The organism is Bacteroidota bacterium (assembly GCA_016722565.1).
Classification (GTDB): Bacteria; Bacteroidota; Bacteroidia; order 2-12-FULL-35-15; family 2-12-FULL-35-15; genus 2-12-FULL-35-15.
Genome location: JADKIU010000004.1, coordinates 118,837 through 145,004, shown reverse-complemented (window position 1 = coordinate 145,004; position 26,168 = coordinate 118,837). Strand labels below are relative to the sequence as shown.

Here is a 26,168-nt window from a genome sequence, read left to right as displayed (position 1 = left end):
GTATATTAGTAACTTAACAAACAACAAAAATGAAATCTATTCCAACTCTTTTATTCTTTTTAATATCCCTTTTTTCTTTTGGGCAACAAACTATTGTAGAAAGTAAAGTTTTAACCGATTCCATCATTCAAACAGTTTTTACGGATGCTACAAAGAAAGAACTCGGCATCCGTTTTCCAATTTTCAAAGCTTACGAATACACTGATAAACTTGGGAAGCACTACCTCATTCTCACCGAAAATGGGAACGAAAAAGAAGTGAAAGAAACAAAAAATGATACCATTAAAGCATTCAACGTTCTATCTGAATCCAATAAGTTGACGATTCAATGGACCATCAACGATTTCAAATTAAAAACAAACGAAATTTCAGAGGAAACATCTATTTGGTTTTGGAGCAAATACATTGAGTTAAAAGACCTTGATGGAGACAGTATCATTGACCCCATCATCATTTACGGTACATCCGGAAGCAATGGGACAGGTGATGGCAGAATCAAAATCCTGACCTATTATAAAAACTCCAAGTATGCCATCCGTCATCAAAATGGAGAATTGGATTTTCAAAGAAATACAAAAGTAGACAAAGCCTTTTACGAATTACCTGCTAAAATTCAAGCGCGTGTGCAGGAAGTAATGGCAAAAATTTACGAGGACAACAATGCTATTTTTCCTGCAGGATGGCAAGGAGCCATGAAAAATAAAAAACTAGCATTTGACGAAAACAATAAATAAATCATGCATTTCACCCTTCGCCCGTTTACAATAAATGATTTAAACAGTTTGGTCAAGTATGCAAACAATCCAAAAATTGCAAACAACTTAACGGATAAATTTCCATATCCCTACACCAAAGAAAACGGAAAAATGTTTATCGAATTTGCGACTAAAAACACACCAACGAATATTTTTGCAATTGATATCAATGGTGAAGCATGCGGTGGCATTGGCATACATCCGCAAGAAGAGGTTCATCGTAAAAATGCAGAATTAGGCTATTGGTTAGGAGAACATTATTGGGGCAATGGAATTATCACAAAGGCCATTGAACAAATAGCAGATTACGGCTTTAAAAATTTTGACATCACCAGAATCTTTGCGCGGCCATACGGAACGAATTTCGCCTCTCAACGTGTCCTAGAAAAAGCAGGATTTATTTTGGAAGCAAGGTTCGAAAAAACGCTGTTCAAAAATGGAGAATACAAAGACGAATTGATTTATGCAATAAGAAGAAAATGAGAATTTTAAAAAACATTGGCTCCGTCTCTTCTATTCTGCCGATTCAGCGCTACTCTATTGTTCGTCCGAACCTAAAAGGAAACGCCAATTTCAAACCTGTATTACTAACCTTTGATGATGGCCCGAATCACATCGACAACATTACTTTAGATTTACTTTCTGTTTTAAAGACGCACAATGTAAAAGCTGCTTTTTGTTTGATCGGAAAAAATGTAAAGCAACACCCACATATTGTAAAGCAACTATTTCAGGATGGACACATTATAGGAAATCACGGTAACACGGGTGATCCTTTTGTTTTCAAACGAATGAAAGCGATTGCAGAAGATATTGATGCATGCAACAACGCGATTTGTGAAGCCATCGAAAGCACTGCACATCAAATTGAATATTTTCGGCCGGGTTATGGAGCGTATCTCAAAAAGCACATTCCTTTTTGGGAATCAAAAAACATGCAACTCCTTCCTGTTACCGATTTCTTTTTCGATCATAAAGTAAAACCTGTTGGGATGAAAAAATTTATCGGACATTTTACAGAAAAAATAAAAGCAAACAATGGAGGAGTTTATGTTTTACATGATGGGAGAAATGAACATCCTAAAATAAACTCTAAAATAAATGTTGCTCGTTCAAAAAACAAACCATCCGATTACGATCGCAGCTGGGTTCCCAAAGCTGTCGACTTGATCCTCTCACAATTAAAAGAAGATGGATTTACGCTTCCCGAACTAAACGACAATTTCCCAAACAAGCTCAATCCGGAGTTTCGTTCTTTTTTATTTTCGAAATAAATAATCTAGCAAATCATTCCTATTTAGGACGTCATTGCGAGGAACGAAGCAATCTTTCGTCAATGGAGGCTTCTCTCTTCATCATTAGAGATTGCTTCGTTCCTCGCAATGACGCATAAAAAAAGCCATTCTTTTATCTAGAATGGCTTTACTTTTAAAAATTGCTTATTATTATTTTTTATACAACAAATAATGTTTCACAACAGATGTTGCTCCTTCCTTTGCTGCTTTTATTTCTACTTTTTCTTCAACCGGTTTAAAGCCTTTTACTTCAATCTTTACCAGATATGTTTTTCCTGATAACAAGGTTAAGAAATACTCACCGCTTCCTTCTGAAGAAGTTGTGCTACCTACTTTCGTTGTTCCTGTTTCATCATAAACTACAATTTCTGCTTCCATTCCCGCACCAGCAGACCCATCAAATACATCGCCTTTCAAAATGGCCATTACTGGTCCATCCGCTGTTGCTTTTTTCTTCATGTCTTTTTCAAGAACCATATAGTTCGTTAAATCTACTTTGTAAACATCACGACCACCTAATCCACCTTTTCTATTGCTGGCAATGTATCCTGTTTTTGCATCTACAGACAAGCTAAAGCAGAAGTCGTTGTAAATGGTATTGATTGGATACCCCAAATTTACCGGAGTACTCCACTTTCCTCCTTCGTTTACCGTTTTAAATACATCGTATCCACCCATCGAGTTGTGACCCTTAGAAGTAAAGAACAATGTTTTTCCATCAGGAGCTAAAAATATACCTGCATCATCTTCAACGGTATTCACAACATCTCCTAAGTTAACAGGTTTTTCCCATTCGGTACGTGTTTTACGTTTTACCATCCAGATATCGGCATTGCCTTTCCCGCCTTGACGCTCACTAACAAAATATAAGGTCTTACCATCCGGAGAGATGCATGCACCTAATTCAGCATACGTAGTATTAATTGGTTTCCCCATTGATTTTGGTGCCCCCCATTTCCCGGAAGAGCTCAAACGTGAAACATAAATATCACCTCCACGAGACTCCGCTTCTATATCATTTTTGAAAAGAAAAATTTGTTTCCCATCCGGAGAAATACTGGTTGCTGCATCTTGTCCTTCGGTATTTAATGCACCGGGAATTAATTCGGCATCTGCCCAAGCTTTTTTCAGTGTATCCCAACGAGAAATATAAATGTCCTCGAAATACATTCCATCCTCAGGATTTAATGCGCTGGATTTACCCGGACGTTGAGAAGTAAAAATTAATGTTTTTCCATCAGCGCTGACCATTGGTGCTTTATCTTCATACTCTGAATTGATCACATCACCCATATTCTCCACTTTTACATCAATCGGACTTGCCATTAATTCCTTCGCTGTATTTACCTGAAGGATGTACATATCAACATCACTTTCTTGAATAGCTTTATTGCCGGCATTTGTTTTAAAGAACGTAAATTCCGCTAACGCTTCGTCCTTCATATCTTCCAACTGATAGAGTTTCCCTAACAAAAGCGCATTATTAATATTCGCTTTCGGGTCAATTCCTTTCGATTTTTCAGCAAATTCGCGTGCTTCTTTCAATTGTTTCAATTCATAATGACATTCAGCAATATGAAAAAGCACATTTGCATCGTTCGGTTTACCCGCCAATACATCTTTATAAATTGCCAATGCACCGGCAAAGTCCATCGCATAAAATTTTTGTTCAGCAAGAACCATCTTAGCGGCATCACTGCCTTTATCAAAAACGTTCTGCTTGTTTTCTGTTTTTTCCTGAGCAACTGCTGCTCCAAAAATGAACAAAGAAAACACCGACAAATAAATTACTTTTTTCATATAGAAAATCTTTAATAGTTGAATTACGAATTCTGCATTGGCTCTATTTCTGTGCCCTACCGTTCACAAAAATAAATCTTAAGTCACAGAAACAAATATAAAAAATTATTGCTGAAGATTTGCCTGATAAGACAAAAATAGTTCCAAACCTTTCTTTTTGGCTGTATCGTAGTCGTAGTCGATATTCTGACGAAGATAGACCTCCACATTTGTAGCATATTTATTGCTTTTTTGCAAGTCGGCTGCCAATTCGGAACGCATATCCAAGCCTATTTGGAGCGCTTTATTAAATTCTGCGATAAAAGATTGTGAAAGTTCTTTGTTCGCCACCCAGCAGGCAAAAACAAATGGAAGTCCGGTAAATTTTTGCCATTCTTCTGATAAATCGTAGTTGTATTTATATTTATTTTCTAAACCAAAGGTGCGATCACCAATAATCACTGCAGCCGTGGTTCCTGAAATTGTGTTTTCATAATTCTCAGTTGCAGGTTCCCATTTCGGTTCAATTTTCCAGAAATTTTTAGCCAGTACTTTCACCAACGAAACAGAAGTACGCGATTGATAATCCAACAGAACAGATGTAATTTCCTGCAAAGGGACATTACTATATAGGTTCACCGAAGCCACTTTACCTACTGCACCAATACAATAATCGCTGACAATAAATTTATCTTTTAATAAAGGTAGTACCGCAACTGGAATCAAACCTAAATCAACCGTTCCATCCATCAATTTTTGAGCACAAACAGAAGGGATATCCAAATCCAATTCCATTTTATCCAATATATCTGAATGATTGAATCCAGCAATAAACGGCTTTGAATTCAAATAAGAAACAATGGATACTTTCACTTTTTTCATAGATCTATTGTTTGTTTTCGATCTCCATTACTGCAATACACGCTGCAACAGGAGCGATCACCGCTGCAATCATTCCACCAACAAACGGAATGGCAAATACTAATGCAAAAATAAATCCATTTCCAATGGCCAACCCTTTGTGTTGGCGGACAAAAGAAACACTTTGTGAAATACCCATTCTTCGTCTTTCACTCACGTAATCAATCATTGAAAACCCATAAAAGTAATAGGAAACAATAATTAAAAAGAGGGCAGCAACCCATCCAATAATTGGAATCCAAACGACAAAGAAACCCAAGAAAATAAAACCAAATTCAATAAACATATTACGAATTGCAATCATCACTCCTCGCCAAATATCTTTCAAAAACTGACCCAAATTAAATGGATAAACCTTCCCTGTAATAATTTCTTCAGTACGCTCAGACAATAATGCCATGATCGGAGACATAATGATTAACAAAATATATTTACTAAACGTGGAGAAAACAAAAAAGAACAAAATCTTTAAGCCAACCGACAACAGCACTTGCAAGGCACTGCCTAAGAAATGAAAGATACCATTTTCAGAGTCTGTAGTTACATACGACATAATCCAATTTTCAAGCCAGTCGGATAAATTATGGATTAAGGTTAACCCACCCAATGCCAGCAATAATGCAATCAAAATGGTATAAATAAAATACATCCACAAACCTTTCTCAAAAACAAAAGAAATGGCTTTGCCGTAGGTTTTTATTCCCAAACCAAATTGTTGGAAGAAGGATAACTGCTTGTTCATGAGTCAAAATTAACATTTATTTTCGGGATTTCATTGGAACATTCAAGCAGCCTCATTACGAAGTGAAAAGCAATAATGTAATAAATAAAATGCTAATTTTACGGTGTGAAAAAAATCGCTTTCATATTTCTTCTTCTGCTAATCGGACTAAACGTATCTGCACAAACCTATACACAAACCATTCGTGGAAAAGTAATTGATGCAGATTCAAAATCCACTTTATTTGGCGCCAACATTATTTTATTAAATAGCGATACGTTAATTGGTTCCACAACGGATGTGGATGGAAAATTCAGATTGGATAAAGTACCTGTTGGAAGACGTGCCTTAAAAATTACATCCATCGGTTACGAAGAAACATTCATCAATAATATTATTGTTACGTCCGGGAAAGAAGTGGTGCTGACCATTGAACTTCGCGAAAAAGTATACACCTCCGAAGTAATTGAAATTGTTGCAGAAACAGATAAAACGAAAGCAAACAATGATTTGGTAACGGTTTCGTCTCGTAATTTTTTGGCAGAAGAAACCGGACGATATGCCGGCAGCAGAGGCGATCCCAGCAAAATGGTTGCAAACTATGCCGGTGTTTCTTCCGGCAATGACGCGCGTAACGACATCATCGTGAGAGGGAATTCTCCTCTAGGTGTGCTCTGGCGGATGGAAGGCGTAGACATTCCAAACCCGAATCATTTCTCAGCACAAGGAGCAACTGGTGGCCCCATCAGCATGCTTAACAACAACATTTTAGGCAACTCCGATTTTTTAACCGGTGCTTTCCCTGCTGAATACGGAAATAAAACAGCAGCCGTTTTTGATATTAAATTACGTAATGGAAACAACGAACAAAATGAATACACCGGATCACTTGGTATCAATGGAGTAGAACTTGGAGCGGAAGGTCCTATCTCAAAAAAGAATGGAAGCTCATACTTAATTAATTACCGTTATTCTACATTAGAAGTATTTAACAAACTGGGGATTCGCTTTGGCGTTTCTGCCAGTCCTGAGTATCAAGACATATCTTACAAAGTAAATGTGCCAACAAAAAAAGCAGGTGTTTTTTCATTGTGGGGAATTGGTGGAAAAAGCAAATTGACCTTACTGGATAGCGACCGAAAAGCAACAGATTGGTCGTACATCACAGGCGGACAAGATTTAGTATTTGGTGCAAGCATGGGCGCGACAGGCCTTTCGCATTTGTACTTTTTTAATTCAAAAACATCTGGAAAACTTTCATTGTCTGTTTCGGCAACCAATTTGGATGCCTATGTGGATACCCTTTCACCTGTTGACCAATCGGCATTTCTAGATCGAAAAAACAAATCAACTGAAGCAAATTTTATTGCCAACTATACTGTTTCAAAAAAAATAAATGCCAAACATTTAATTAAAATCGGAGCAACCTATCAAACCATTTATTTTAATGCTGAATCGTTTTCCTATTCAAACAATTATGGAAAATACATTTACGACCTGAATGTAAAAGGCTCTACCGCAGGTTTGGTGCAAGGCTTTGCACATTGGCAATTTCGACCAACCGACAAAATTACAATCAACAGTGGCGTGCATTATCAGAACTTTTTACTCAACAACACCTCCGCCATTGAACCACGATTGGGATTACGTTTTCAAATGAGCAAAAAACAAAACATTAGTTTGGGTTATGGATTGCATAGTCAAATGCAACCCACCATTTATTATTTTTACGAAACCTACCTTCCCGCTACAGACAGCTATTTCAGAAGCAACCGAAATTTGGATTTATCAAAAAGTCAACATGTCATTTTGGGGTACGACTTGAATTTTGCAAAAGATTATCGATTGAAGCTGGAAGGTTATTATCAATATGTTTACAATGTGCCGGTACAAAAAAATTATCAATCTTCATTCTCAATGATTAATGTAGGAAATGCATTGGAGGGAATACCGCTGGTAGATAGCTTAGAAAACAAAGGAGATGGAGAAAACATAGGGGTTGAATTGACCGTTGAAAAATTCTTTAATAAACATTTTTATTACCTCGCTACCATTTCAGTCTATCAATCAAAATACAAAGGAAGCAATGGTGTGGAGCATCATACCAGTTATGACGGAGGATATGTTTTAAATGCGTTAGCAGGATATGAATTTGTACTTGGAAAAAACAAAAACAAAGCCTTATCCATTGATTTAAAATTCACACAAGCAGGAGGCAACAGATATACACCAATTGACATAGAGAAATCAAAAATTTATGGTGATGCCGTTTATATCGATGAAGAAGCATTTTCAAAACAATTAAAAGATTATTCCCGATTCGACATCAAAGTTTCCTATAAAACCAATCGTAAAAAAACATCACAAAGTATCTTTTTAGTAGTCGAGAACATTTTTGACACCCAAAATATTTTAAGAGAATCCTACGATCCGGTTTTACAAAAAATTCAGCAAGAATACCAGTTAGGATTGTTTCCTTACTTTGGGTATAAAATTGAGTTTTAAAAAGGAAAAATGGGAAGACCAACATCCACCCTCCTCCCTCATCCATTTTTCATCCTCATTCACCTTATTTAGCTAATTTTCGATTAACCATTCCCTTTCATTTTACCATTTACCCTTCAAAAACCACCGATTATCTCCAAGAAATGTCAATCTGGAAAATAACCCCCTATTTAATCCAATAAATTATTACATTTACGAACCTAAAAAAAGAGGTGTTATTTTTTATTTAAATGCTACAAAAATATGAGTATCCCAACATTACTTATTAAACGATTATCTATTGCTTTTTTTATTCTTTTTACTTCTGCAGCAGTTGCTCAAGTAGGAACGGTGCGCGGTTTTGTTTACTTGAAAGATTCCGGTGAACCGGTTCTTTTCACGAACGTTATTTTAAAAGGAACAACCATTGGTAATGCAACGGATGTAAATGGATACTTTTCGATTAACAAAGTCCCTCCAGGAAACTACACATTGATGATTACTTCCATCGGCTACGATAGTTTGTTGGAAAACATTACTGTAAAAGCGGGAGACATTATCACTAAAAAACTATACCTCACCAAAGCAAATGTTAAATTAAATGTTGTTGAAATTTCTGCAGAACAAGAAGCCAAGCAAACCGAAACACAAATTTCAGTAAATAAGATTGACCCGATAACCATCAAAAAATTACCCTCAGTTGGTGGAGAACCTGATTTAGCACAATATTTACAAGTTTTGCCAGGAGTAATTTTTACCGGTGACCAAGGTGGACAGCTCTACATCAGAGGAGGCTCGCCTATTCAGAATAAAGTATTATTGGATGGTATGATTGTATACAATCCCTTCCACTCGATTGGTTTGTTTTCAGTTTTTGATGCAGATATCATTCGTAATGCGGATGTATACAGTGGAGGATTTGGTGCTGAGTATGGCGGAAGAATCTCTTCCATCATGGACATTACCACTCGAGATGGAAACAAGCGCAGAGTATCCGGTAAAATTGCGGCAAGTCCTTTTGGAGCGAAAGTATTAGCAGAAGGGCCATTGATTAAACAAAAAGAAGACAGTAAAGCAACTGCATCTTTTATTCTTTCTGCAAAAACATCCTATTTGCCAACTACTTCAAAAGTCCTATACAGCTATATTGATCCGGAAGGCTTACCATTTAGCTTTAACGATTATTATGGTAAAGTATCATTTAATGCCAACAACGGTAGTAAATTAAACTTGTTTGGGTTTAACTTTAATGACAAAGTAAACTACAAAGCGGTGCAGGAAATGAAATGGGATTCGTATGGTGGTGGCGGTAACTTCTTGTTGGTTCCACAAAACTCCCCTATTTTGGTAACTGGTAACTTTGCGTATTCTCAGTACAAAATAAAAATAAAACCTGAAATTGACTCTGTAAAAACAAGTGCCATCAAAGGTTTCAACATGGGTGTAGGATTCACTTACTTCTCAGGAAAAAGTGAAATCAACTACGGTTTAGAAGTATTGGGATTCCGAACAGATTTTGATTTCTACAACGCTTCCAATCGACATATTTCACAAGAAGAAAGCACCACCGAAATTGGCGGATATGTAAAAGTAAAATACGTTTCTAAAAAGAAAAAATTATTACTTGAGCCCAGCATGAGGGTCATGTATTACGCTTCATTGGCAAACTTCTCACCTGAACCCCGTTTCAGCATGAAATGGAATATCATTCCAAGATTGCGCTTCAAATTTGCAACCGGTATGTATTCACAAAACTTAATTGCTGCAACTTCTGAAAGAGATGTTGTGAATTTATTCTACGGTTTCTTATCCGGCCCTGATAACTTACCGGAACAATATACGGATGAAAATGGCGAAGTTCAAAAAGTAAAACACAAACTACAAAAGGCAAACCATTATGTTGCCGGATTTGAATTTGACATTGCCAAGCATTGGGATTTGAATATCGAAGCATATCGCAAAGATTTCAAACAATTGACCAATTTGAATACCAATAAAATGTTTGACGACACCCCTGAAAACGCTTCTATACCTGAGGAATTAAAAAGCGATTTCATCATTGAAACCGGAAGAGCGCAAGGGATTGACATGGTGTTAAAATATGATCACAAACGCTTGTATTTATGGTTTGTTTATTCCTTATCGTATGTAAATCGTTGGGATGGACTTCAAACCTATCGACCACATTTCGACAGAAGACACAATGCAAACATTGTTGGATCCTATATTTTTGGTAAAAACCGTAACTGGGAATTTGATGTACGCTGGAATTTAGGTTCCGGCTTCCCTTTCAAGCCTACAGGAGGATTTTACGAAGATCAAAACTTTACCCAAGGTATTAATACCAACTATGTAAGTAGCAATGGAGAATTGAACTATTATTTTGATGAAGGTCAAACCAAAGAATTGCCGTGGTATCACCGTTTGGATATTACCGTAAAACGCACCTTCCTGTTCTTTGAAAACACGAAATTGGAAGCAGCGGTTGGCGCAACCAATGTTTACAACCGACCGAATGTATTCTATTTTGACCGTGTACGCTATAAACGTGTAGACCAATTGCCGTTATTACCAACGGTAAGTTTGGTAATGACATTCTAGTTATAAAACGCCATTTAAAAAGCTCCTTAGGATTCAATCTAAGGAGCTTTTTGTTTACTATAACTGCGTTATTTCTCCAACGCAAAGCCTCTTATTCAACCACATCCGGTATTCGAAAAGGCTTTTTTCAACAAATTATCAAAACGGACACAGACCAGCAGAAATTATTCGTAATTTTGTACGACCTACAAATTTCCTCTGGTCAGGGATTACCTGAAATTACATTAGAACATGTCAGCATCAACTAAGTACATATTTGTTACCGGAGGAGTTACGTCTTCATTAGGAAAAGGAATTTTAGCCGCATCGTTGGCGAAGCTATTACAAGCAAGAGGTTATACCGTTACCATCCAAAAATTAGACCCCTACATTAACGTAGATCCGGGAACATTAAACCCTTATGAACATGGCGAATGTTTTGTAACGGATGATGGTGCTGAAACCGATTTGGATTTAGGACATTACGAACGCTTTTTGAATGTTCCGACATCACAAGCAAACAATGTAACTACCGGAAGAATTTATCAATCCGTTATTGAGAAAGAAAGACGCGGTGATTACTTGGGAAAAACCGTACAGGTAATCCCTCACATCACCGATGAGATAAAAAATCGTGTAAAATTATTAGGCAAAACCGGCAACTATCAATTTGTAATTACTGAAATTGGTGGAACCGTTGGTGATATTGAATCTCTTCCTTATGTGGAGGCGGTTCGTCAATTAAAATGGGAATTAGGGAAAGATGCAATGGTGATTCACCTAACATTGATTCCATATCTATCTACTACAGGAGAATTAAAAACCAAACCGACACAACACTCCGTAAAACTATTGTTGGAATACGGTGTTCAACCCGATGTGTTAGTTTGTAGAACAGAACACCCATTAAACAGAGATCTTAGAAATAAAATTGCCTTGTTTTGTAACGTTGCACCTAATGCAGTTATTGAAGCACGCGATGCAAGCACAATCTATGAAGTGCCTTTATTAATGGAAGAAGAACAATTGGATGTTGTTGTTTTGAATCAATTAGGACTCCCTGTTTCTGAAAACATCGATTTAGGAAAGTGGAAAGATTTCTTACAAAAATTTAAACATCCGAAACATCAAGTACGCATTGGACTGGTTGGAAAATACGTTGAATTAAAAGATTCATACAAATCTATTTCAGAAGCATTCATACATGCGGGTGCGGCCAACGATTGCAAAGTAGAAATCGAATGGATTCATTCTGAAAGTATCACAGATGAAAATGTTGAAGAAAAATTTGCAGGATTAGGTGGTATTTTAGTTGCCCCGGGATTCGGACAGCGTGGAATAGAAGGAAAAATCACCGCCATCAAATATGCACGCGAAAACAATGTACCATTTTTCGGAATTTGTTTAGGTATGCAATGTGCCGTGATTGAATTTGCAAGAAATGTTTTGGGCTTTAAAGATGCCAACTCTACAGAAATGAATCCGGGAACTACTAATCCGGTGATTGATTTGTTAGAAGCGCAAAAGAAAGTAACCAAAAAAGGTGGTACCATGCGTTTGGGCTCCTACCCATGTAATGTTTCAGAAAACACAAAAGCTTGGGAGATATACAAACAAAAGGAAATCAACGAACGTCACCGTCACCGTTATGAATTTAATAACGAATACTTACAGGATTTTGAAAAAGCAGGCATGTTTGCGTCCGGAATAAATCCGGAAGGTGGCTTAGTAGAAATCGTTGAAATTAAAGATCACCCTTGGTTTGTGGGCGTTCAGTTTCACCCTGAATACAAAAGTACCGTAGCAAACCCTCATCCGCTATTTGTGCATTTTGTAAAAGCAGCAATTGAAATTAAGAAACTCGTTCATTAGTGAGACGTGGCTTTTTGCCACAGATTCACAGAATAAAAATTAAAAAAATAATTACGCGAATTAATTCGAATAAAATCCACCACAATATATAATCACTTTAATTTCTTTTTTATAGAAAATAATCTGTGAATCTGTGGCAAAATATTTTTTATGAAAAAACTAGTACTCCTATCTATCGCAATAATCGCATTTACTTTTTCAAGTAAATCACAAAACATTACTTGCGGCAACTTTTGCATATTAAATATCAACAACATTGATACGGTGGGCAGCAACACATTGGATGTGACCATCTACAATGGCGACACCGTTTTTGTAAACTACCCGATTGTAATTGTTACAGATGCTTTAGGAGATACCATTGCTAACATCAACAGCTTGTTTTTCTTTTTCGGACACTTAGCCGGAGATACGTTAACACATACCATTCCCACATCCTTGGATAGTATTCCGGCTGGATTCACAGGAACCGTATATTATGATGACCCAACAGATTCTATTGCTCCTTGCGCTTATAGTTACCCAATGTCTTGTACAGTTGGAGTGAATGAATTCGCATCTACTGCTTCTTTCAATATTTACCCAAACCCTGCTACCACAACTTTCAACATCGACTTTTCTGAATTAAAAACTTCTGTTGCCACCATCAACATCTATGACTTGACCGGAAAAATGGTAAAAACACTTACGACCAATGAACGCTTATCATCAATAGACCGTGGCGACTTACGGAGCGGGATTTATTTTGTACAGGTGATCGTTGCTGATAAAGTTTTGACTAAGAAAATTGTGTTGGAATAAGGGAACGCAAATTATTATGATTGTCATTATAAAACCTGATTTTTTAATTTTTTAGTAACGAATCATTTCTTCACAAACGTTTCCCAATAGCTATTGTGACCCTACTACGAAATAGCATCTCCATGATAGAAAGACTACGAGTGCTTCAAAGTCGATTATTCGACTAAATATCTACCTTAAATCTTCGAACTAACGAAGATTTGCCTTCAGAAAAAACCGGAAATAAAGTATTAAATTTGACAAACAAAGAGGTTAAAGGGCTTGACGCAGGACTTAAAATCCTGTGTCCATTGCGGACGTATCGGTTCAAGTCCGATCCCGGCTACATGAACTGTATGTCGGCCTTAGCGAATCGGAGCTTATTAGTTTGCAAGAACAAGTGGGTCAGACGTTTCCTCGGGAGTATATGTCATTTCTCAGAATGACAAACGGTCTTGCTTTCTTTATCAAGGGAAAAAACTACCTACATCAAAGGAAGTTGCAGAATATGGTTACAAAGCGATGATGCAAGGAAAAACCGTTGCCATTCATGGTTTTATGAATGCCGTAATGGCAAATGCCGTTCGCTTTTTACCAAGAGCAATGGTTGTAAAAACGACTCGTAAAATTCAGGATAAGAAATAAGCGAATAAAAAAAGCCTCGAACAGCGAATGTTCGAGGCTTTCTATTTTAAAGGCAATTAAGGAAATTTCACGCCATCACACTCGGTGCAATACACTTCCGGAATGGTCGCATTGTATTTATTGTTGATTGCTTTAATAAATTCATTCGCAATCAAGGAATATCCTTTTTGGTTCGGATGATATCCATCTAAACTCAAAAAGCCCCCACTTACAAATACCATATTCATGTCTACCCCGTTCCATTTAATACCGCTATACACATTACTCATGTATGAATGCATATCCACTAATGCCAAATTGTATTGATTCGCCTTCTGTGCAATCACAGCATTGTAGGAATTGATTGCTTGATCTATTTCAAACACTTCAGTACTATCCAATACATAACGATCATTTATTGTTTCAAAGAGTAAACCATATTTAAAGCATTTCATTGAATCAATCGGAACTGAAAGTGTGATGTATTCACCGGCATGCAACTGACGCAAACCACCGAATGCAGCAGGATCATCGATTATAAAACCATTTCTACCCAATGCAAAATTCAAATGCGTTAACCCCGCAAGTGTATAAATATCCATTAACGAATCAACTTGTGATTGACGCTCCAAAACGGCATTATCCCAAGCTACTAATGTGTAAAAAGGATAACTTCTGAAATCTGGAATATTGGCAATAACACCTTTGGAGCCATTTGCAGTTAATCCACCCAAAATGGTATCCAAATAATTTGCGAAGGTGGTTGCTGATGGAATTGGATTTCCAATACCTCCTCTACTAGCAAAATTGTAAATATCTTCCATGCCCAACCATGCAGTAATAAAACTTGCATTTTGTTGACGAGCATCTTCATACAATGTAGAAACTCCCGGATCACTTGCAATACGTGCATAATACGGATTGGTATTTCCGGTAAATGAACTATACCCAAACGCAGGATTTGTATAATCTGAAAGATTCGCAAACGGAATTGCTAAATTTTGAACACTATTACCGGCCATATCTGTTAAATAAGGCGTTGCAGCGGATGTAGCAATCGTATATTTTATTGGTGATAAAGAAGTAACACCTTGACAGTTTGTTTTATTTCCAAGATGACTCGGTGTTACAAACCAACTTTCCCACAATTTACTATTCACTCCCAATCCATTATTGTCGGGCATTAGCGCTTGTCCGAATGTTGGTCCTCCCACCAACTTAAATTGCTCGGCTAATAAAGCAGGAATAGAAAGTCGTTGTCCTTTTTCATACAATGCACCATCTTGATAACCTGCTAAATAATTTCCACCAACGGCAATCATTTTAGAAAAATCGGCATCTCCTGCATTGGGCTCCGGCATCTCTATTTCGGGAGTACAAGCCACAAGTGATAGCGTGATAAATAAAAAAGTGATTAGGTGACTAGGTGACTGAATGACTAGGTGTTTCATTGTCTTTTAAAATCTAAATTTTACCTTCATACGTTACTCCGCTTGCAATGACAATTGCGCGATCATTTCGAGCGGAGTCGATAAAGCGCGCTGGACTATATACTTAAATTGCCAGGGATAAATTAACCGCTTCCACACTTTTTATTTCAGGCACGGCTCTTTTGATCGACTCTTCAATACCGGCTTTCATTGTCATCATACTCATAGAGCAAGATTTACAGGCTCCAAGCAACTCAACTTTCACAACAAAGTCGTCAGTAATTTCAACCAACGATACATTACCGCCATCTGCTTGCAAATAGGGGCGAATTTGATCCAATGCTTCTTCTACTTTTTTTGATAAATCAACCATACACCAACGAATTACGAATATTAATTACGAAAAATACTAAATACGAATCACTACTTATTTTTCAACACTTCACAAATCAACTAGTTACTAGTGACCAATTGTCTCTGACTATTTACTATCGATACTTGCTGTGCAACATTGCTAGCCATTTCCATAAATGCCAATGCTTGTGGCGTACTTTCTTGCAAAACAGCTGGACGACCGGCATCACCGGCTTCACAGATGCTTTGAACCAAAGGAATTTCGCCTAATAATGGAACACCCAGCTTTTCTGCCAACGTTTTCGCTCCGTCCTTACCAAAGATATAATATTTATTGTTTGGAAGCTCAGCAGGAGTAAAATAGGCCATATTCTCTACAATGCCCAATACCGGGACATTGATGGAAGGCATTTGAAACATCCCTACCCCTTTTTGTGCATCAGCCAAAGCCACATTTTGAGGAGTGCTAACAATCACGACTCCATTCAATGGAATAGCACCAACCAAAGATAAATGAATATCACCAGTACCCGGAGGCAAGTCGATAATCATATAATCCAGTTCACCCCAATCAGCATCCGCAAACATTTGGGTCAAAGCTTTTGCAGCCATTGGCCCACGCCATACAATGGCTTGCGATGTATCTGCAAAAAATCCGATGGATAATAATTTCACACCGTAACTTTCAACTGGAATAATTTTATTTTTTCCGTCAATCACTTTAATCATTGGCTTTTCGTGCACCACATCAAACATGATGGTTTGAGAAGGTCCATAAATATCAGCATCCACCAATCCTACTTTAGCACCTTGCTTTGCCAAGGCAGCAGCGAGGTTGGAAGCTACCGTAGATTTCCCTACTCCACCTTTACCGGATGCAACAGCGATAATATTTTTAACCTGAGGTAACAACGGACCCGTATTTACTTTTCCAGATGTTACATTTGAGGTCATGTTCACTTTTACAACGGCTTCTTTATCTACAAAATGCAAAACGGCATTGACGCAGGCTTTATGAATCATGTCTTTCATCGGACATGCCGGAGTGGTAAGAACAACAGTAAAGTTTACATTTTTACCATTTACTTCTAAATCTTTGATCATGCCCAACGTCACCAAATCCTTTTTCAAATCGGGATCATCTACATTTTTTAAGGCATCTAAAACTTGTGCTGCTGTTATGCTCATTCTATTATATTTATTGAAATTTTGTAGGGTAAAGATACGAAAAAAAGGGATTAAGAATAAGGCTATTCGGAAGAATAAAATCGTCTTTCTAGCTAAAAAAATATTGATTTTTCATTATGCTTGTTATAGATTCCCAAATTATAACTTCCCTTATGAAAACTCTTTTACTCGCTTTTACACTTGCCTTTCTCCCTAGCACTTTTTTGCAAGCACAGTTAAATGGGAAAATAAAGATTTACTTTTCCACTCCTATTAGCACTTCTGTTTCTTCTGGTACAAATGCTATATATCTTAACAATAGCATGGACGATACTTTGGTAGCCTATATAAATCGCTCAAAATATACGCTAGACATTGCTGTATATAATTACCAGCAAACAAGTGGGATGGCAGACATTGCAACTGCTGTTAACAATGCGACTGCCCGAGGTGTTGTTGTGAGATGGATATACGATGCTTCACAAAGTAATTCAGGGATGATTCCTTTAGTAAGCAGCGTCAATACATTTGGTAGCCCAACAACCAGTGCTTATGGTATTATGCACAACAAATTTATGATTATCGATGCCAACTCAATTAATGTAAATGACCCTATCGTATGGACGGGTTCTGCGAATTGGACAAAAACACATTTTAATTCGAACGTAAATAATACAATTATCATTCAGGACCAAGCTCTTGCCCAAGCGTATCTTGCTGAATTCAATGAAATGTGGGGTGATGTAGGAATTACTCCTAGTATTGCAAACTCCAAATTTGGACCATTTAAATCAGATAATACCATTCATAATTTCACGATTGGAGGCTCTTTAATTGAATTGTATTTTAGCCCGACAGACGGAACGAACACGAAGGTTTTAAACACAATCCAACATGCTGATTCCGATTTATTTTTTGGGATGTTGGCATTTTCCTTAGACAGTAATTCCGATTCGATTATTAACAAGAAAAATCAAGGGATTAACGTAACTGGCATAATCGATCAAAGCAGTATGATTTACTCACCATACACATCACTTACTTCTTCATTGGGAGCAAATTTTCAAGTGTACTCTTCATTTACTTCTGTTTATCATAGCAAAATCCTTATTACAGACCCATGCACCCTCTCTTCTGATCCAACTGTAATAACAGGTTCATACAACTGGACAACACCGGCAGAAACACAAAATGATGAGAATGAATTAATAATACATAACGATACTATTGCTAATATGTTCTACCAATCTTTTTATCAAAATTTTATTGATGTTGGAGGCACAATACTGCCTTGCAACCTAGTGAACATAAATGAAACACAAGATTATTATTCGTTGAGCATATTCCCTAATCCATTTACTCATTCAACAACAATTGAGTTAAATAGAAATCTCAACAATGCAACTCTTTCCATTTACAATACACTTGGCAAGCTGATAAAACAAACAGGTTATATCAATGGCAAAAGTATCAATCTCTCTCGAGATGAATTACCAAGTGGAGTATACTTCATTCATTTAATTGAACAGAACAATACACTTGCTGTAAAGAAATTAATTATTGCTGATAGCGAATAATAATTATCACTTCGCATTCGAAAGCGTATCACTCAGGTATTTTCTGGTTTCCACCACCCATTTAGAAAGTATCTCTTTTTGTTCAGCACTTAATGTTGCATCGCCATGAATGAGTGTATACGAACTCAATGGCATCTCCCCTTCATCCACCATTTCTTTGATCTCTTCTAGCTTATGCAATTTGCGTTTTAAGGAATACGCTTCAAATTCCGAAAAATTTAATTCTTCTTTTCCTTCATTCACATGATGATTTAACCACCAACCAATTGGCTGAATATTCGTATACCATGGGTAAACGGTATAATTGGAATGACAATCGAAACAAGACGTTTGTAAAATTTGCCCTACTTCATTGGACACAAAAATGGTATTTTCGGTTTCGCGTTTTCCTAGGTTGCGCTCAGGACGAATGAATTGAATGATAATAATAACCGAGAGAAGGATATAGAGGATTTTTTTCTTTTTTGACATTTGCTTTTAATAATTTATTTTAATTACGGAGTAGGTGTTATTTCCTCTTTCTTCTCCAAATCAAAGCGCATACGATAAGCAAAGCCTACACTTATGATTGGAAAATTTTTAATTGGTGAATAGAGTGGATTCGTATAGGAGTAAGTTGCATCCTTTTTATCATTTGTACCATATTTATGCAACCAAGGGCTTCTGCTCAACGAATATCCTACCTCTGCAAACACTAATACTTTTGGAACAACAAAATAATCAACAAAGAGCTTCACTTGCAATTCGTCATATCGCACATAATCGTAATTGTTCTTTTCTGACAATCGGAATGAACGGGTGAAGGCCTTTAAATTCAACCCTGTGTATACTTTATTTTTCACCAGATTAAATTCTACCTTGTAATTTACCGGCAACAAACCATAAATGCTCACACGTTTATTTATTTTCCAATCGACTCCAACCCAAGGAACAAAAAGGTTTCCAAAGGCTTCACGATTATAATACAACCCGGCTTTTATTTTTAATTTATCATTCGGCACATAGTGTTGCATAAAGACCCCACCATATTGAAAATCATATGCGTCAATCTTGTCTTTAAAGTCAGATGCAATTTTAGGAATCGCGATCAAAACCGTTTCCCATTTTTTATTTTTCCATAAAAACTTCATTCCGATTGGCATCGAAATACTCGATAACTGCGATGAATAAGCCGAATCAGAACTAATCGTAGAGCTTAAATGTTCGGTATTTAAGCGCACCAATAGCGTATGCCCATTTTTAAAATTTTTTGGTAAAAATAAATTCAAGAAATAATTATCCGTTTTGTTTTTCCATTGACTGCTATCAGCATAGTTGGCCGAAAATGTCTGCAAATTAAAATTAACGATATCCACAAAGGGTTGTGATACCGCTTTAGATGCGACTACAATGAGTATAATCAGAATCTTAACCTTCATTTTACAAATATAAACTTTCTTTAAATAATTTAACAGATTAATTGCAGTATCTGTCTTTAAGTGGTATTGGAATAATTAGTACCTTCAAAATCTGGTTCAACCAAAAAACATGCATATGAAACTAAAAGTCCTTTTTATAGTCTCCTTTTTTCTTTTAAACACCTATTCTTATTGCCAAACTGTTGCTTCATTCAATTCAGCAGAGATTGTGCAAGGTTTAAAAAAACTAAACACTGTTGGAAGTGTATTGTACATTGCAGCACATCCTGACGATGAAAACACTCGCTTATTGGGCTATTTAGCGAATGAACGAAACCTCCGAACAGGTTATCTCTCCTTAACACGTGGGGATGGTGGACAAAATTTAGTAGGCAAAGAACAAGGTGAACTTTTGGGATTGATACGAACGCAAGAGTTACTTGCTGCAAGAAGAATTGATGGTGCAGAGCAATTTTTTACCCGTGCGAATGATTTCGGCTATTCTAAAAATCCGGAAGAAACATTTTCATTTTGGAACAAAGACAGCATTCTGGCGGATGTCGTGTTCGCCATCCGAAAATTTAAACCCGATGTAATTATTTGTCGCTTTCCAACAACCGGAGAAGGCGGACATGGCCATCATACTGCTTCAGCCATGCTTGCAGTAGAAGCATTTGATGCGGCTGCCGATCCAAAAAAATTTCCGGAACAATTAAAATACACAGAAGTATGGCAAGCGAAACGTATTTTTTGGAACACCTTTAACTTCGGGACAACCAATACAACTGCCAATAATCAACTTAAAATTGATGTGGGTGGATTTAATCCATTGCTGGGAGAAAGTTATGGTGAAATCGCTGCGAGAAGCCGTTCCTGTCATAAAAGCCAAGGCTTTGGATCTGCCAAACAACGTGGCTCCAACATCGAATACTTTAAACTTCTAAAAGGAGATAGCGTGAAAACCGATTTATTTGAAGGTATTTCCACTTCTTGGACGAAACTTAAAGGGCAAGAAAAACTTCAAAAATTAATTACCGATTGCATCAACAACTACCAACCTCAAACACCGGAAAAGTCAATTTCTGCGCTGGTTTCTATTTACAAACAACTTTTACTAGTGGATGAAAAAGATGCAATAGCTTCCTATTGGAAAAAATTAAAATTAAAAGAAACCGAAAACCTATTATTGGCTTGTTCCGGCTTATGGATGGAAGCTTCTGCTGACAACTACATTGGCATAGCTGAACAAGAGGTTGTAATCACCACACAAATCATTAATAGAAATAAAAACGAAGTAAAATTAAATACTGTTTCGTTCTTACAACAAAGTGATACCACCACTGCACTTATTTTAAAACCAAATGAATTATACACGTTCAAACGTAAAGAAAAAATAGCCACTTCGCTTCCCTACTCCAATCCTTACTGGCTAAACGAAAAACACGACATCGGCATTTATTCCGTAAAAAATCCTTTGCTCATCGGACAGCCCGAAAATGAATCAAAAACAAATGTTCAGTTTAAAATTACGATTCAAGATTTAAACTTAACCATCACACGTGAACTGACATACAAATTTACTGACCCCGTAAAAGGTGAGATTTATCGCCCGTTTGAAATCCTTCCACCGGCAACAGTCAATTTCCCAGAAAAAGTATTTGTATTCAACAATGGCATAGCCAGAACAATTTCCCTTACAATCAAGGCAAACAAAGCAAATATTAATGGCACATTGGAAATAAAAGCAACAAATGGATGGAACATTGCCATCAAAAATCCAGAATTTAAATTAATCAATAAAGGTGATGAAGTGGTTATGGAAGCAGTTGTTTCAATGGAAAAAACGGCCACAGAAGGACAATTATCAGCTACTATCACAATCGAAAACAAATTTTACAACAAAAGCATCAAGCGAATTGAATACGATCACATTCCGTATCAATTTATTTTAAGTGATGCAGAAGCTGGCTTGGTAAATATTGATGTTCAGAAAACGGGCCTTCAAATCGGATATATTCCCGGGGCAGGAGATGATGTGCCGGCATGTTTGAAACAAATCGGTTATGAAGTCACCATTTTGGATGACGCCTTATTAACCAACGAAAACTTATCCAAATATGATGCAATTGTATCCGGAGTAAGAGCATACAATACCAACGATCGTTTGCAAGTGCATTATACAAAACTGATGGACTATGTAAAAAACGGAGGAAATTTAATTGTGCAATACAATACGAACAATCGAATCGGGCCGGTAAAAGCAAACATCGGTCCTTTCCCATTCACCATTTCGCGCGACAGGGTAACCGATGAAAAAGCGAATGTGCAATTCAACAATGAAAAACATCCAATATTAAATTTCCCAAATAAAATCACTGTAAAAGATTTTGACGGATGGATTCAGGAACGAGGTATTTATTTTGCAACTGAAATCGATAAACAATACGAAACCATTTTTAGCATCAAAGATCCAAATGAAAAACCAAGTGATGGAAGTTTGATTGTTGCTAAATACGGAAAAGGAAACTTCGTGTATACCGGATTGGTTTTCTTCAGAGAGTTACCTGCCGGTATTCCCGGTGCTTACCGCTTGTTTGCAAACTTATTGAGCATTCCAAAAAACAATTAAGTATGGAACAAGAAGAAAAATCACCAATTTTAAAATCATGGAAAAATGTTTACGCACTTGTGATTGGAGTGTTGATTTGCGTAATTGTTTTTCTTTATTTTTTCACCCAACATTATAAATGAGTTTAATCGATTGGTTGGTATTAAGCATCACCTTGCTTTCCATCATCATTTATGGTGTTTGGAAAAGTCGCGGTGCAAAAAATATTGACACCTATTTATTAGCGGACCGACAATTGCCCTGGTATCATGTAGGATTATCTGTAATGGCCACACAAGCGAGTGCAATTACGTTTCTTTCAGCACCGGGGCAAGGTTATTCGGATGGCTTGCGATTTGTACAATTCTATTTTGGTTTGCCTTTGGCGATGGTGGTATTGTGTATCACCTTCATTCCCATTTTTCACAAACTGAATGTATATACAGCCTATGAATATTTAGAAAAACGATTCGACAATAAAACACGTTCACTCACAGCCTTTTTATTTCTACTACAACGAGGGCTTTCAACCGGAATCACCATTTATGCACCCGCAATTATCCTTTCCACCATTTTAAATATTGACATTACGTATACGATTATCGCCAATGGATTATTAGTGATTACCTATACCGTTTATGGAGGAACCAAAGCTGTTTCCTACACACAATTATTACAAATGAGTATCATTTTTGCCGGGTTGTTTTTAGCGGCTTATATGGTTGTCCACTTGCTGCCTGATAATGTAAGTTTCACCGATGCATTGCATATTGCCGGTAAAATGGAAAAACTAAATGCCATTGACACCACCTTCGATTTGAACAACCGTTACAACATCTGGTCGGGAATTATTGGTGGTTTCTTTTTGCAACTTTCCTATTTTGGAACCGATCAATCGCAAGTTGGACGATACTTAACAGGGAAGTCGATTGCTCAAAGCAGATTAGGATTGGTGATGAACGGACTTATTAAAATACCAATGCAATTTTTTATTTTATTAATTGGGGTATTGGTTTTTACTTTTTATCAATTTCATCAAGCGCCTATTTTTTTCAACAAGGTAGAGGTCAACAGGATCGAAAACAGTAATTACAAGCAGGAGTATCAACAACTCGAAAATGCGTATCACCTTGCTCACGAAGAAAAACTAGTCGAGGTAAATGCTTTGGTAGAAGCGGTTCATAGCAACAATGAATCTGCCATTGATGCAGCTCGTATTAATGTGCAAGAAGCCGATAAAAAAAGTAGCTCTATCCGAAAAGAAGTAACAGCATTGATGACAAAAAACAATCCGAAAGCGGATGTGAACGACACCAATTTCATTTTCTTGACTTTTGTGACAGAACAGTTACCAATAGGAATTATCGGATTGTTAATTGCGATTATCTTTTTAGCTGCCATGGGCTCAACGGCAAGCGGATTAAATTCATTGGCTTCCACCACCATTGTAGATTTCTATAAACGTATCTTTAAAAAAGAAGAATCTGATAAAACCTATCTCTCCGCATCCCGATGGGCAACGGTATTGTGGGGCATTTTTTGCATCATCACCGCTCTCTATGCCAGCAAACTTGGTAATTTAATTGAAGCCGTTAACATTTTAGGTTCTTTATTTTACGGAACCATTCTAGGTGTTTTTCTGGTTGCCTTTTATATGAAGAAGATAAACGGAACAGCTGTTTTTTACGCAGCCATTCTCGCTGAACTCTTTATCGTTTATGCTTGGATAGTTGACTTAACAGCATTTTTATGGTTGAATGTGATTGGCTGTTTGTTAGTAATGGCATTCGCATTTTTAATTCAGATATTCCTGAACAAGAAAAAGGTATAAACTAAAAAATCCTGCTCGAGGCAGGATTTTTTAGGAATAATTAAGTTTCGTTTATTTCTTACTATCAGCGATAATTTTATCCGCCATTTTGATGTAATCATCGTTTTGATCTTCTTTCGCCAATACTTTCACTTGCTCTGCTGTTGCAGATGCTCCTTTAAAGTCCTTTGCTTTGTATTGGATTTTTGCTTTTAACAAAACTACCCAATATGCTTTTGGATTGCTTGCAATTGCTTTGTCTACCCACTCACCTGCTAGTTTCAAGTCTTTATCATTTTCATAATAATAACTTGCCGCTTGAAAATAAGGTCTGCTGTCTTTCACAACAGTCGACTCAATTGTTTTCATAATTTTTGAATCGATATCCGCTACTACTTTAAATGCTACACGCGTTTTTTCCCAGATCAATTCGATATTTGAAGTACTAGAAGTAACATCTGCCACATTGATAGTAAATGTTTCTACTTTTTCAGCAATAGCAGTTGACTTAACCACAAAACGAATCAATTCGTCTTCCTTTTTGTAAGAAGCAACATCACCACCCATGGTTAAATCTTTGTACAACATAATTTCCCAAGTGTCTTTATTCGGAACCGAATAAATCGCATACGTCCCAGCTTTTACATCCATTCCTTCTACTTTCACATCCTCACCGAACGTAATTTTGGTTGCAGCATTTGCACCTGTACGCCATACTTTACCAAAAGGAACTACATCACCATAAATAACACGCCCTTTTGCACTTGGACGAGAATATTCAACTGTAATATCGGACAAAGCAAACGCCTGTTTTACGGTTTGTAACGGACTTGGTGCAGGAACTTTTAACTGTTGCGCACTAATTGAAGAAGTTGTTATAGCGACAATGGCCAACGCCCCCGCTAATGTTTTAATTTTGTTGATTAACATAGTTATCGTTTTAAGTTTAATAGTTATAATACAATTGAAATATGAATATGTTCTCAAAGTTAAAAACTTTAGGATACGTTTTTGACAATTTTATATTAAATAAAAATCCCGTTTTACAAGAAAAGTAAAACGGGATTCAAAATCAAAACGAAATATTTACTGCATTTTCACTGCATCCTTACTCTCTTTCTTTCTATGGAATTTAATCCCAATCATCAGCTCGTGTGTGCCTGTACTGTATTTTTTAATGTTCGTCATCGTAAAATCATAGGAATACGCAAATGTGATGTTCTCTTGCATTGTATAGCCTACCATTGCCGAAACAGCATCTAAATATCGGAAAGCACCACCAATCCATATTTTCTCTTGGTAGATGGCTCTCAAGCCAAGATCGAACTGAAATGGAGCCGGTTTCACATATTTTAAGCAGGTAGATGGTTCGATTTTAATATCGTCCGTAATTGTAAATTTATATCCTGCTGTAACATAGTAATGCGTTGCCAGTTTACTTAAAGAGGTCGTTGAATTGTCAAAAAACTTTATTCTATTTTGCAAGATCTGTGGCACACTTGCACCTACATACCATTTTTTATCCGTTGAATACGCATACACACCCGCTCCAAAATCCGGCATCAATACCGATTGTACACCATTACTAATAACCAAATCAGAAGGATCACGTAGGGTAATTTTAGAACCATCGACCATAAATTGAAGAATTCCACCAGACAATCCCAATGAAATTTTTACCTTTTCAGATACTTTCAAATGGTACGCGTATGAAAAATACAATCCGGTTCTTCGGGTAGGTCCAACAATATCGGTAAACAACAAACCACCCAATCCCATTTTTAAATTTTTGGTTGGACCATTCACACTCAAAATATAGGTGCGTGGAGCATCCGTAATTCCAATCCATTGATAACGATTATTTGAAACACCTTCAAAATAGTTATCAGTTCCACCAATCGCAGGATTCATTACATAATCATTGATCATATAATTACTGTAATGTGGCAACTGTTGTGCACGAACAACAACTGAACTTAATATGAAAATAAATATGTAAAAATACTTTTTCATT

The 26,168-nt window shown here is 36.8% G+C and carries 20 protein-coding genes; 10 read left to right on the top strand and 10 right to left on the bottom strand.

Annotated features, from left to right (window positions below):
• Positions 1-29 precede the first annotated feature (29 nt).
• Genes IPP64_13660 through IPP64_13650 form a run of 3 tightly spaced genes read left to right on the top strand, consistent with a single transcriptional unit; the run spans position 30 to position 2,029 of the window.
• The gene (locus IPP64_13660) at positions 30-734 is read left to right on the top strand and encodes a hypothetical protein (protein MBL0330433.1); all 705 of its coding nucleotides are present in this window, start codon (positions 30-32) and stop codon (positions 732-734) included.
• 3 nt (positions 735-737) lie between these two features.
• Positions 738-1,238 carry a GNAT family N-acetyltransferase gene (locus IPP64_13655; GenBank protein MBL0330432.1) on the top strand — a complete coding sequence of 167 codons (501 nt, stop codon included), beginning with the start codon at positions 738-740 and terminating at the stop codon, positions 1,236-1,238.
• Positions 1,235-2,029 (top strand): polysaccharide deacetylase family protein, encoded by a 795-nt coding sequence (locus IPP64_13650; protein MBL0330431.1) that lies wholly within the window; start codon positions 1,235-1,237, stop codon positions 2,027-2,029. The genes IPP64_13655 and IPP64_13650 overlap by 4 nt, the downstream gene beginning before the upstream one ends.
• 171 nt (positions 2,030-2,200) lie before the next feature.
• Here the strand turns inward: IPP64_13650 and IPP64_13645 are convergent, their stop codons facing one another.
• The 3 genes from IPP64_13645 to IPP64_13635 all read right to left on the bottom strand — a co-directional run bounded on the left by IPP64_13645 (position 2,201) and on the right by IPP64_13635 (position 5,492).
• Complete coding sequence (locus IPP64_13645; GenBank protein MBL0330430.1) at positions 2,201-3,850, bottom strand: PD40 domain-containing protein; 1,650 nt, start codon at positions 3,848-3,850, stop codon at positions 2,201-2,203.
• A gap of 105 nt (positions 3,851-3,955) precedes the next feature.
• A complete protein-coding gene (locus tag IPP64_13640; GenBank protein MBL0330429.1) occupies positions 3,956-4,711 on the bottom strand; it encodes a menaquinone biosynthesis protein in 756 nt (251 codons plus the stop codon).
• Positions 4,712-4,715: 4 nt separating this feature from the next.
• Positions 4,716-5,492 carry an EI24 domain-containing protein gene (locus IPP64_13635; protein ID MBL0330428.1) on the bottom strand — a complete coding sequence of 259 codons (777 nt, stop codon included), beginning with the start codon at positions 5,490-5,492 and terminating at the stop codon, positions 4,716-4,718.
• A gap of 105 nt (positions 5,493-5,597) precedes the next feature.
• Between IPP64_13635 and IPP64_13630 the strand changes: the two genes are divergently transcribed.
• From IPP64_13630 to IPP64_13615, 4 genes are all read left to right on the top strand, one after another.
• Positions 5,598-7,976: a TonB-dependent receptor gene (locus IPP64_13630; GenBank protein MBL0330427.1), complete on the top strand. Its 2,379-nt coding sequence runs from the start codon at positions 5,598-5,600 to the stop codon at positions 7,974-7,976.
• 243 nt (positions 7,977-8,219) lie between these two features.
• Complete coding sequence (locus IPP64_13625) at positions 8,220-10,556, top strand: TonB-dependent receptor (protein ID MBL0330426.1); 2,337 nt, start codon at positions 8,220-8,222, stop codon at positions 10,554-10,556.
• Positions 10,557-10,787: 231 nt separating this feature from the next.
• Entirely contained in the window at positions 10,788-12,407 is a 1,620-nt protein-coding gene (locus tag IPP64_13620; GenBank protein MBL0330425.1) for a CTP synthase, read from the top strand.
• A 150-nt stretch (positions 12,408-12,557) separates the two neighbouring features.
• Positions 12,558-13,208, top strand: a complete 651-nt coding sequence (locus tag IPP64_13615; GenBank protein MBL0330424.1) for a T9SS type A sorting domain-containing protein — start codon at positions 12,558-12,560, stop codon at positions 13,206-13,208.
• 680 nt (positions 13,209-13,888) lie between these two features.
• On the opposite strand, the gene IPP64_13610 is transcribed toward IPP64_13615, so the two are convergent.
• The 3 genes from IPP64_13610 to IPP64_13600 all read right to left on the bottom strand — a co-directional run bounded on the left by IPP64_13610 (position 13,889) and on the right by IPP64_13600 (position 16,783).
• Positions 13,889-15,262 (bottom strand): hypothetical protein, encoded by a 1,374-nt coding sequence (locus tag IPP64_13610; protein MBL0330423.1) that lies wholly within the window; start codon positions 15,260-15,262, stop codon positions 13,889-13,891.
• A 103-nt stretch (positions 15,263-15,365) separates the two neighbouring features.
• Positions 15,366-15,614: a NifU family protein gene (locus IPP64_13605; GenBank protein ID MBL0330422.1), complete on the bottom strand. Its 249-nt coding sequence runs from the start codon at positions 15,612-15,614 to the stop codon at positions 15,366-15,368.
• Positions 15,615-15,694: 80 nt separating this feature from the next.
• Positions 15,695-16,783 carry an Mrp/NBP35 family ATP-binding protein gene (locus IPP64_13600; GenBank protein ID MBL0330421.1) on the bottom strand — a complete coding sequence of 363 codons (1,089 nt, stop codon included), beginning with the start codon at positions 16,781-16,783 and terminating at the stop codon, positions 15,695-15,697.
• 152 nt (positions 16,784-16,935) lie between these two features.
• Between IPP64_13600 and IPP64_13595 the strand changes: the two genes are divergently transcribed.
• Positions 16,936-18,339: a T9SS type A sorting domain-containing protein gene (locus IPP64_13595; protein ID MBL0330420.1), complete on the top strand. Its 1,404-nt coding sequence runs from the start codon at positions 16,936-16,938 to the stop codon at positions 18,337-18,339.
• Positions 18,340-18,345: 6 nt separating this feature from the next.
• Here the strand turns inward: IPP64_13595 and IPP64_13590 are convergent, their stop codons facing one another.
• Both IPP64_13590 and IPP64_13585 read right to left on the bottom strand, forming a co-directional pair.
• Positions 18,346-18,810 carry a heme-binding domain-containing protein gene (locus IPP64_13590; GenBank protein MBL0330419.1) on the bottom strand — a complete coding sequence of 155 codons (465 nt, stop codon included), beginning with the start codon at positions 18,808-18,810 and terminating at the stop codon, positions 18,346-18,348.
• A gap of 23 nt (positions 18,811-18,833) precedes the next feature.
• Positions 18,834-19,757 (bottom strand): hypothetical protein, encoded by a 924-nt coding sequence (locus IPP64_13585; protein ID MBL0330418.1) that lies wholly within the window; start codon positions 19,755-19,757, stop codon positions 18,834-18,836.
• A 115-nt stretch (positions 19,758-19,872) separates the two neighbouring features.
• Between IPP64_13585 and IPP64_13580 the strand changes: the two genes are divergently transcribed.
• Together IPP64_13580 and IPP64_13575 are read left to right on the top strand one after the other, a co-directional pair.
• A complete protein-coding gene (locus IPP64_13580) occupies positions 19,873-22,365 on the top strand; it encodes a PIG-L family deacetylase (protein ID MBL0330417.1) in 2,493 nt (830 codons plus the stop codon).
• Positions 22,366-22,483: 118 nt separating this feature from the next.
• Entirely contained in the window at positions 22,484-24,175 is a 1,692-nt protein-coding gene (locus tag IPP64_13575; protein MBL0330416.1) for a sodium:solute symporter, read from the top strand.
• 51 nt (positions 24,176-24,226) lie between these two features.
• Here IPP64_13575 and IPP64_13570 read toward each other — a convergent pair whose 3' ends face one another.
• Together IPP64_13570 and IPP64_13565 are read right to left on the bottom strand one after the other, a co-directional pair.
• Positions 24,227-25,084, bottom strand: a complete 858-nt coding sequence (locus IPP64_13570; protein MBL0330415.1) for a DUF2911 domain-containing protein — start codon at positions 25,082-25,084, stop codon at positions 24,227-24,229.
• A 156-nt stretch (positions 25,085-25,240) separates the two neighbouring features.
• Positions 25,241-26,167, bottom strand: coding sequence for a type IX secretion system membrane protein PorP/SprF (locus tag IPP64_13565; GenBank protein MBL0330414.1), 927 nt, complete (start codon positions 26,165-26,167; stop codon positions 25,241-25,243).
• Between the last annotated feature and the right edge of the window lies 1 nt (position 26,168).

Excerpts from the sequence above, each read along its gene's own strand:
- IPP64_13565 (MBL0330414.1), bottom strand. The coding sequence starts at position 26,167 with ATGAAAAAGTATTTTTACATATTTATTTTCATATTAAGTTCAGTTGTT.
- IPP64_13615 (MBL0330424.1), top strand. The coding sequence starts at position 12,558 with ATGAAAAAACTAGTACTCCTATCTATCGCAATAATCGCATTTACTTTT.
- IPP64_13575 (MBL0330416.1), top strand. The coding sequence starts at position 22,484 with ATGAGTTTAATCGATTGGTTGGTATTAAGCATCACCTTGCTTTCCATC.
- IPP64_13650 (MBL0330431.1), top strand. The coding sequence starts at position 1,235 with ATGAGAATTTTAAAAAACATTGGCTCCGTCTCTTCTATTCTGCCGATT.
- IPP64_13590 (MBL0330419.1), bottom strand. The coding sequence starts at position 18,810 with ATGTCAAAAAAGAAAAAAATCCTCTATATCCTTCTCTCGGTTATTATT.
- IPP64_13640 (MBL0330429.1), bottom strand. The coding sequence starts at position 4,711 with ATGAAAAAAGTGAAAGTATCCATTGTTTCTTATTTGAATTCAAAGCCG.
- IPP64_13660 (MBL0330433.1), top strand. The coding sequence starts at position 30 with ATGAAATCTATTCCAACTCTTTTATTCTTTTTAATATCCCTTTTTTCT.
- IPP64_13655 (MBL0330432.1), top strand. The coding sequence starts at position 738 with ATGCATTTCACCCTTCGCCCGTTTACAATAAATGATTTAAACAGTTTG.
- IPP64_13580 (MBL0330417.1), top strand. The coding sequence starts at position 19,873 with ATGAAACTAAAAGTCCTTTTTATAGTCTCCTTTTTTCTTTTAAACACC.
- IPP64_13570 (MBL0330415.1), bottom strand. The coding sequence starts at position 25,084 with ATGTTAATCAACAAAATTAAAACATTAGCGGGGGCGTTGGCCATTGTC.
- IPP64_13610 (MBL0330423.1), bottom strand. The coding sequence starts at position 15,262 with ATGAAACACCTAGTCATTCAGTCACCTAGTCACCTAATCACTTTTTTA.
- IPP64_13635 (MBL0330428.1), bottom strand. The coding sequence starts at position 5,492 with ATGAACAAGCAGTTATCCTTCTTCCAACAATTTGGTTTGGGAATAAAA.
- IPP64_13600 (MBL0330421.1), bottom strand. The coding sequence starts at position 16,783 with ATGAGCATAACAGCAGCACAAGTTTTAGATGCCTTAAAAAATGTAGAT.
- IPP64_13595 (MBL0330420.1), top strand. The coding sequence starts at position 16,936 with ATGAAAACTCTTTTACTCGCTTTTACACTTGCCTTTCTCCCTAGCACT.
- IPP64_13605 (MBL0330422.1), bottom strand. The coding sequence starts at position 15,614 with ATGGTTGATTTATCAAAAAAAGTAGAAGAAGCATTGGATCAAATTCGC.
- IPP64_13585 (MBL0330418.1), bottom strand. The coding sequence starts at position 19,757 with ATGAAGGTTAAGATTCTGATTATACTCATTGTAGTCGCATCTAAAGCG.
- IPP64_13620 (MBL0330425.1), top strand. The coding sequence starts at position 10,788 with ATGTCAGCATCAACTAAGTACATATTTGTTACCGGAGGAGTTACGTCT.
- IPP64_13625 (MBL0330426.1), top strand. The coding sequence starts at position 8,220 with ATGAGTATCCCAACATTACTTATTAAACGATTATCTATTGCTTTTTTT.
- IPP64_13645 (MBL0330430.1), bottom strand. The coding sequence starts at position 3,850 with ATGAAAAAAGTAATTTATTTGTCGGTGTTTTCTTTGTTCATTTTTGGA.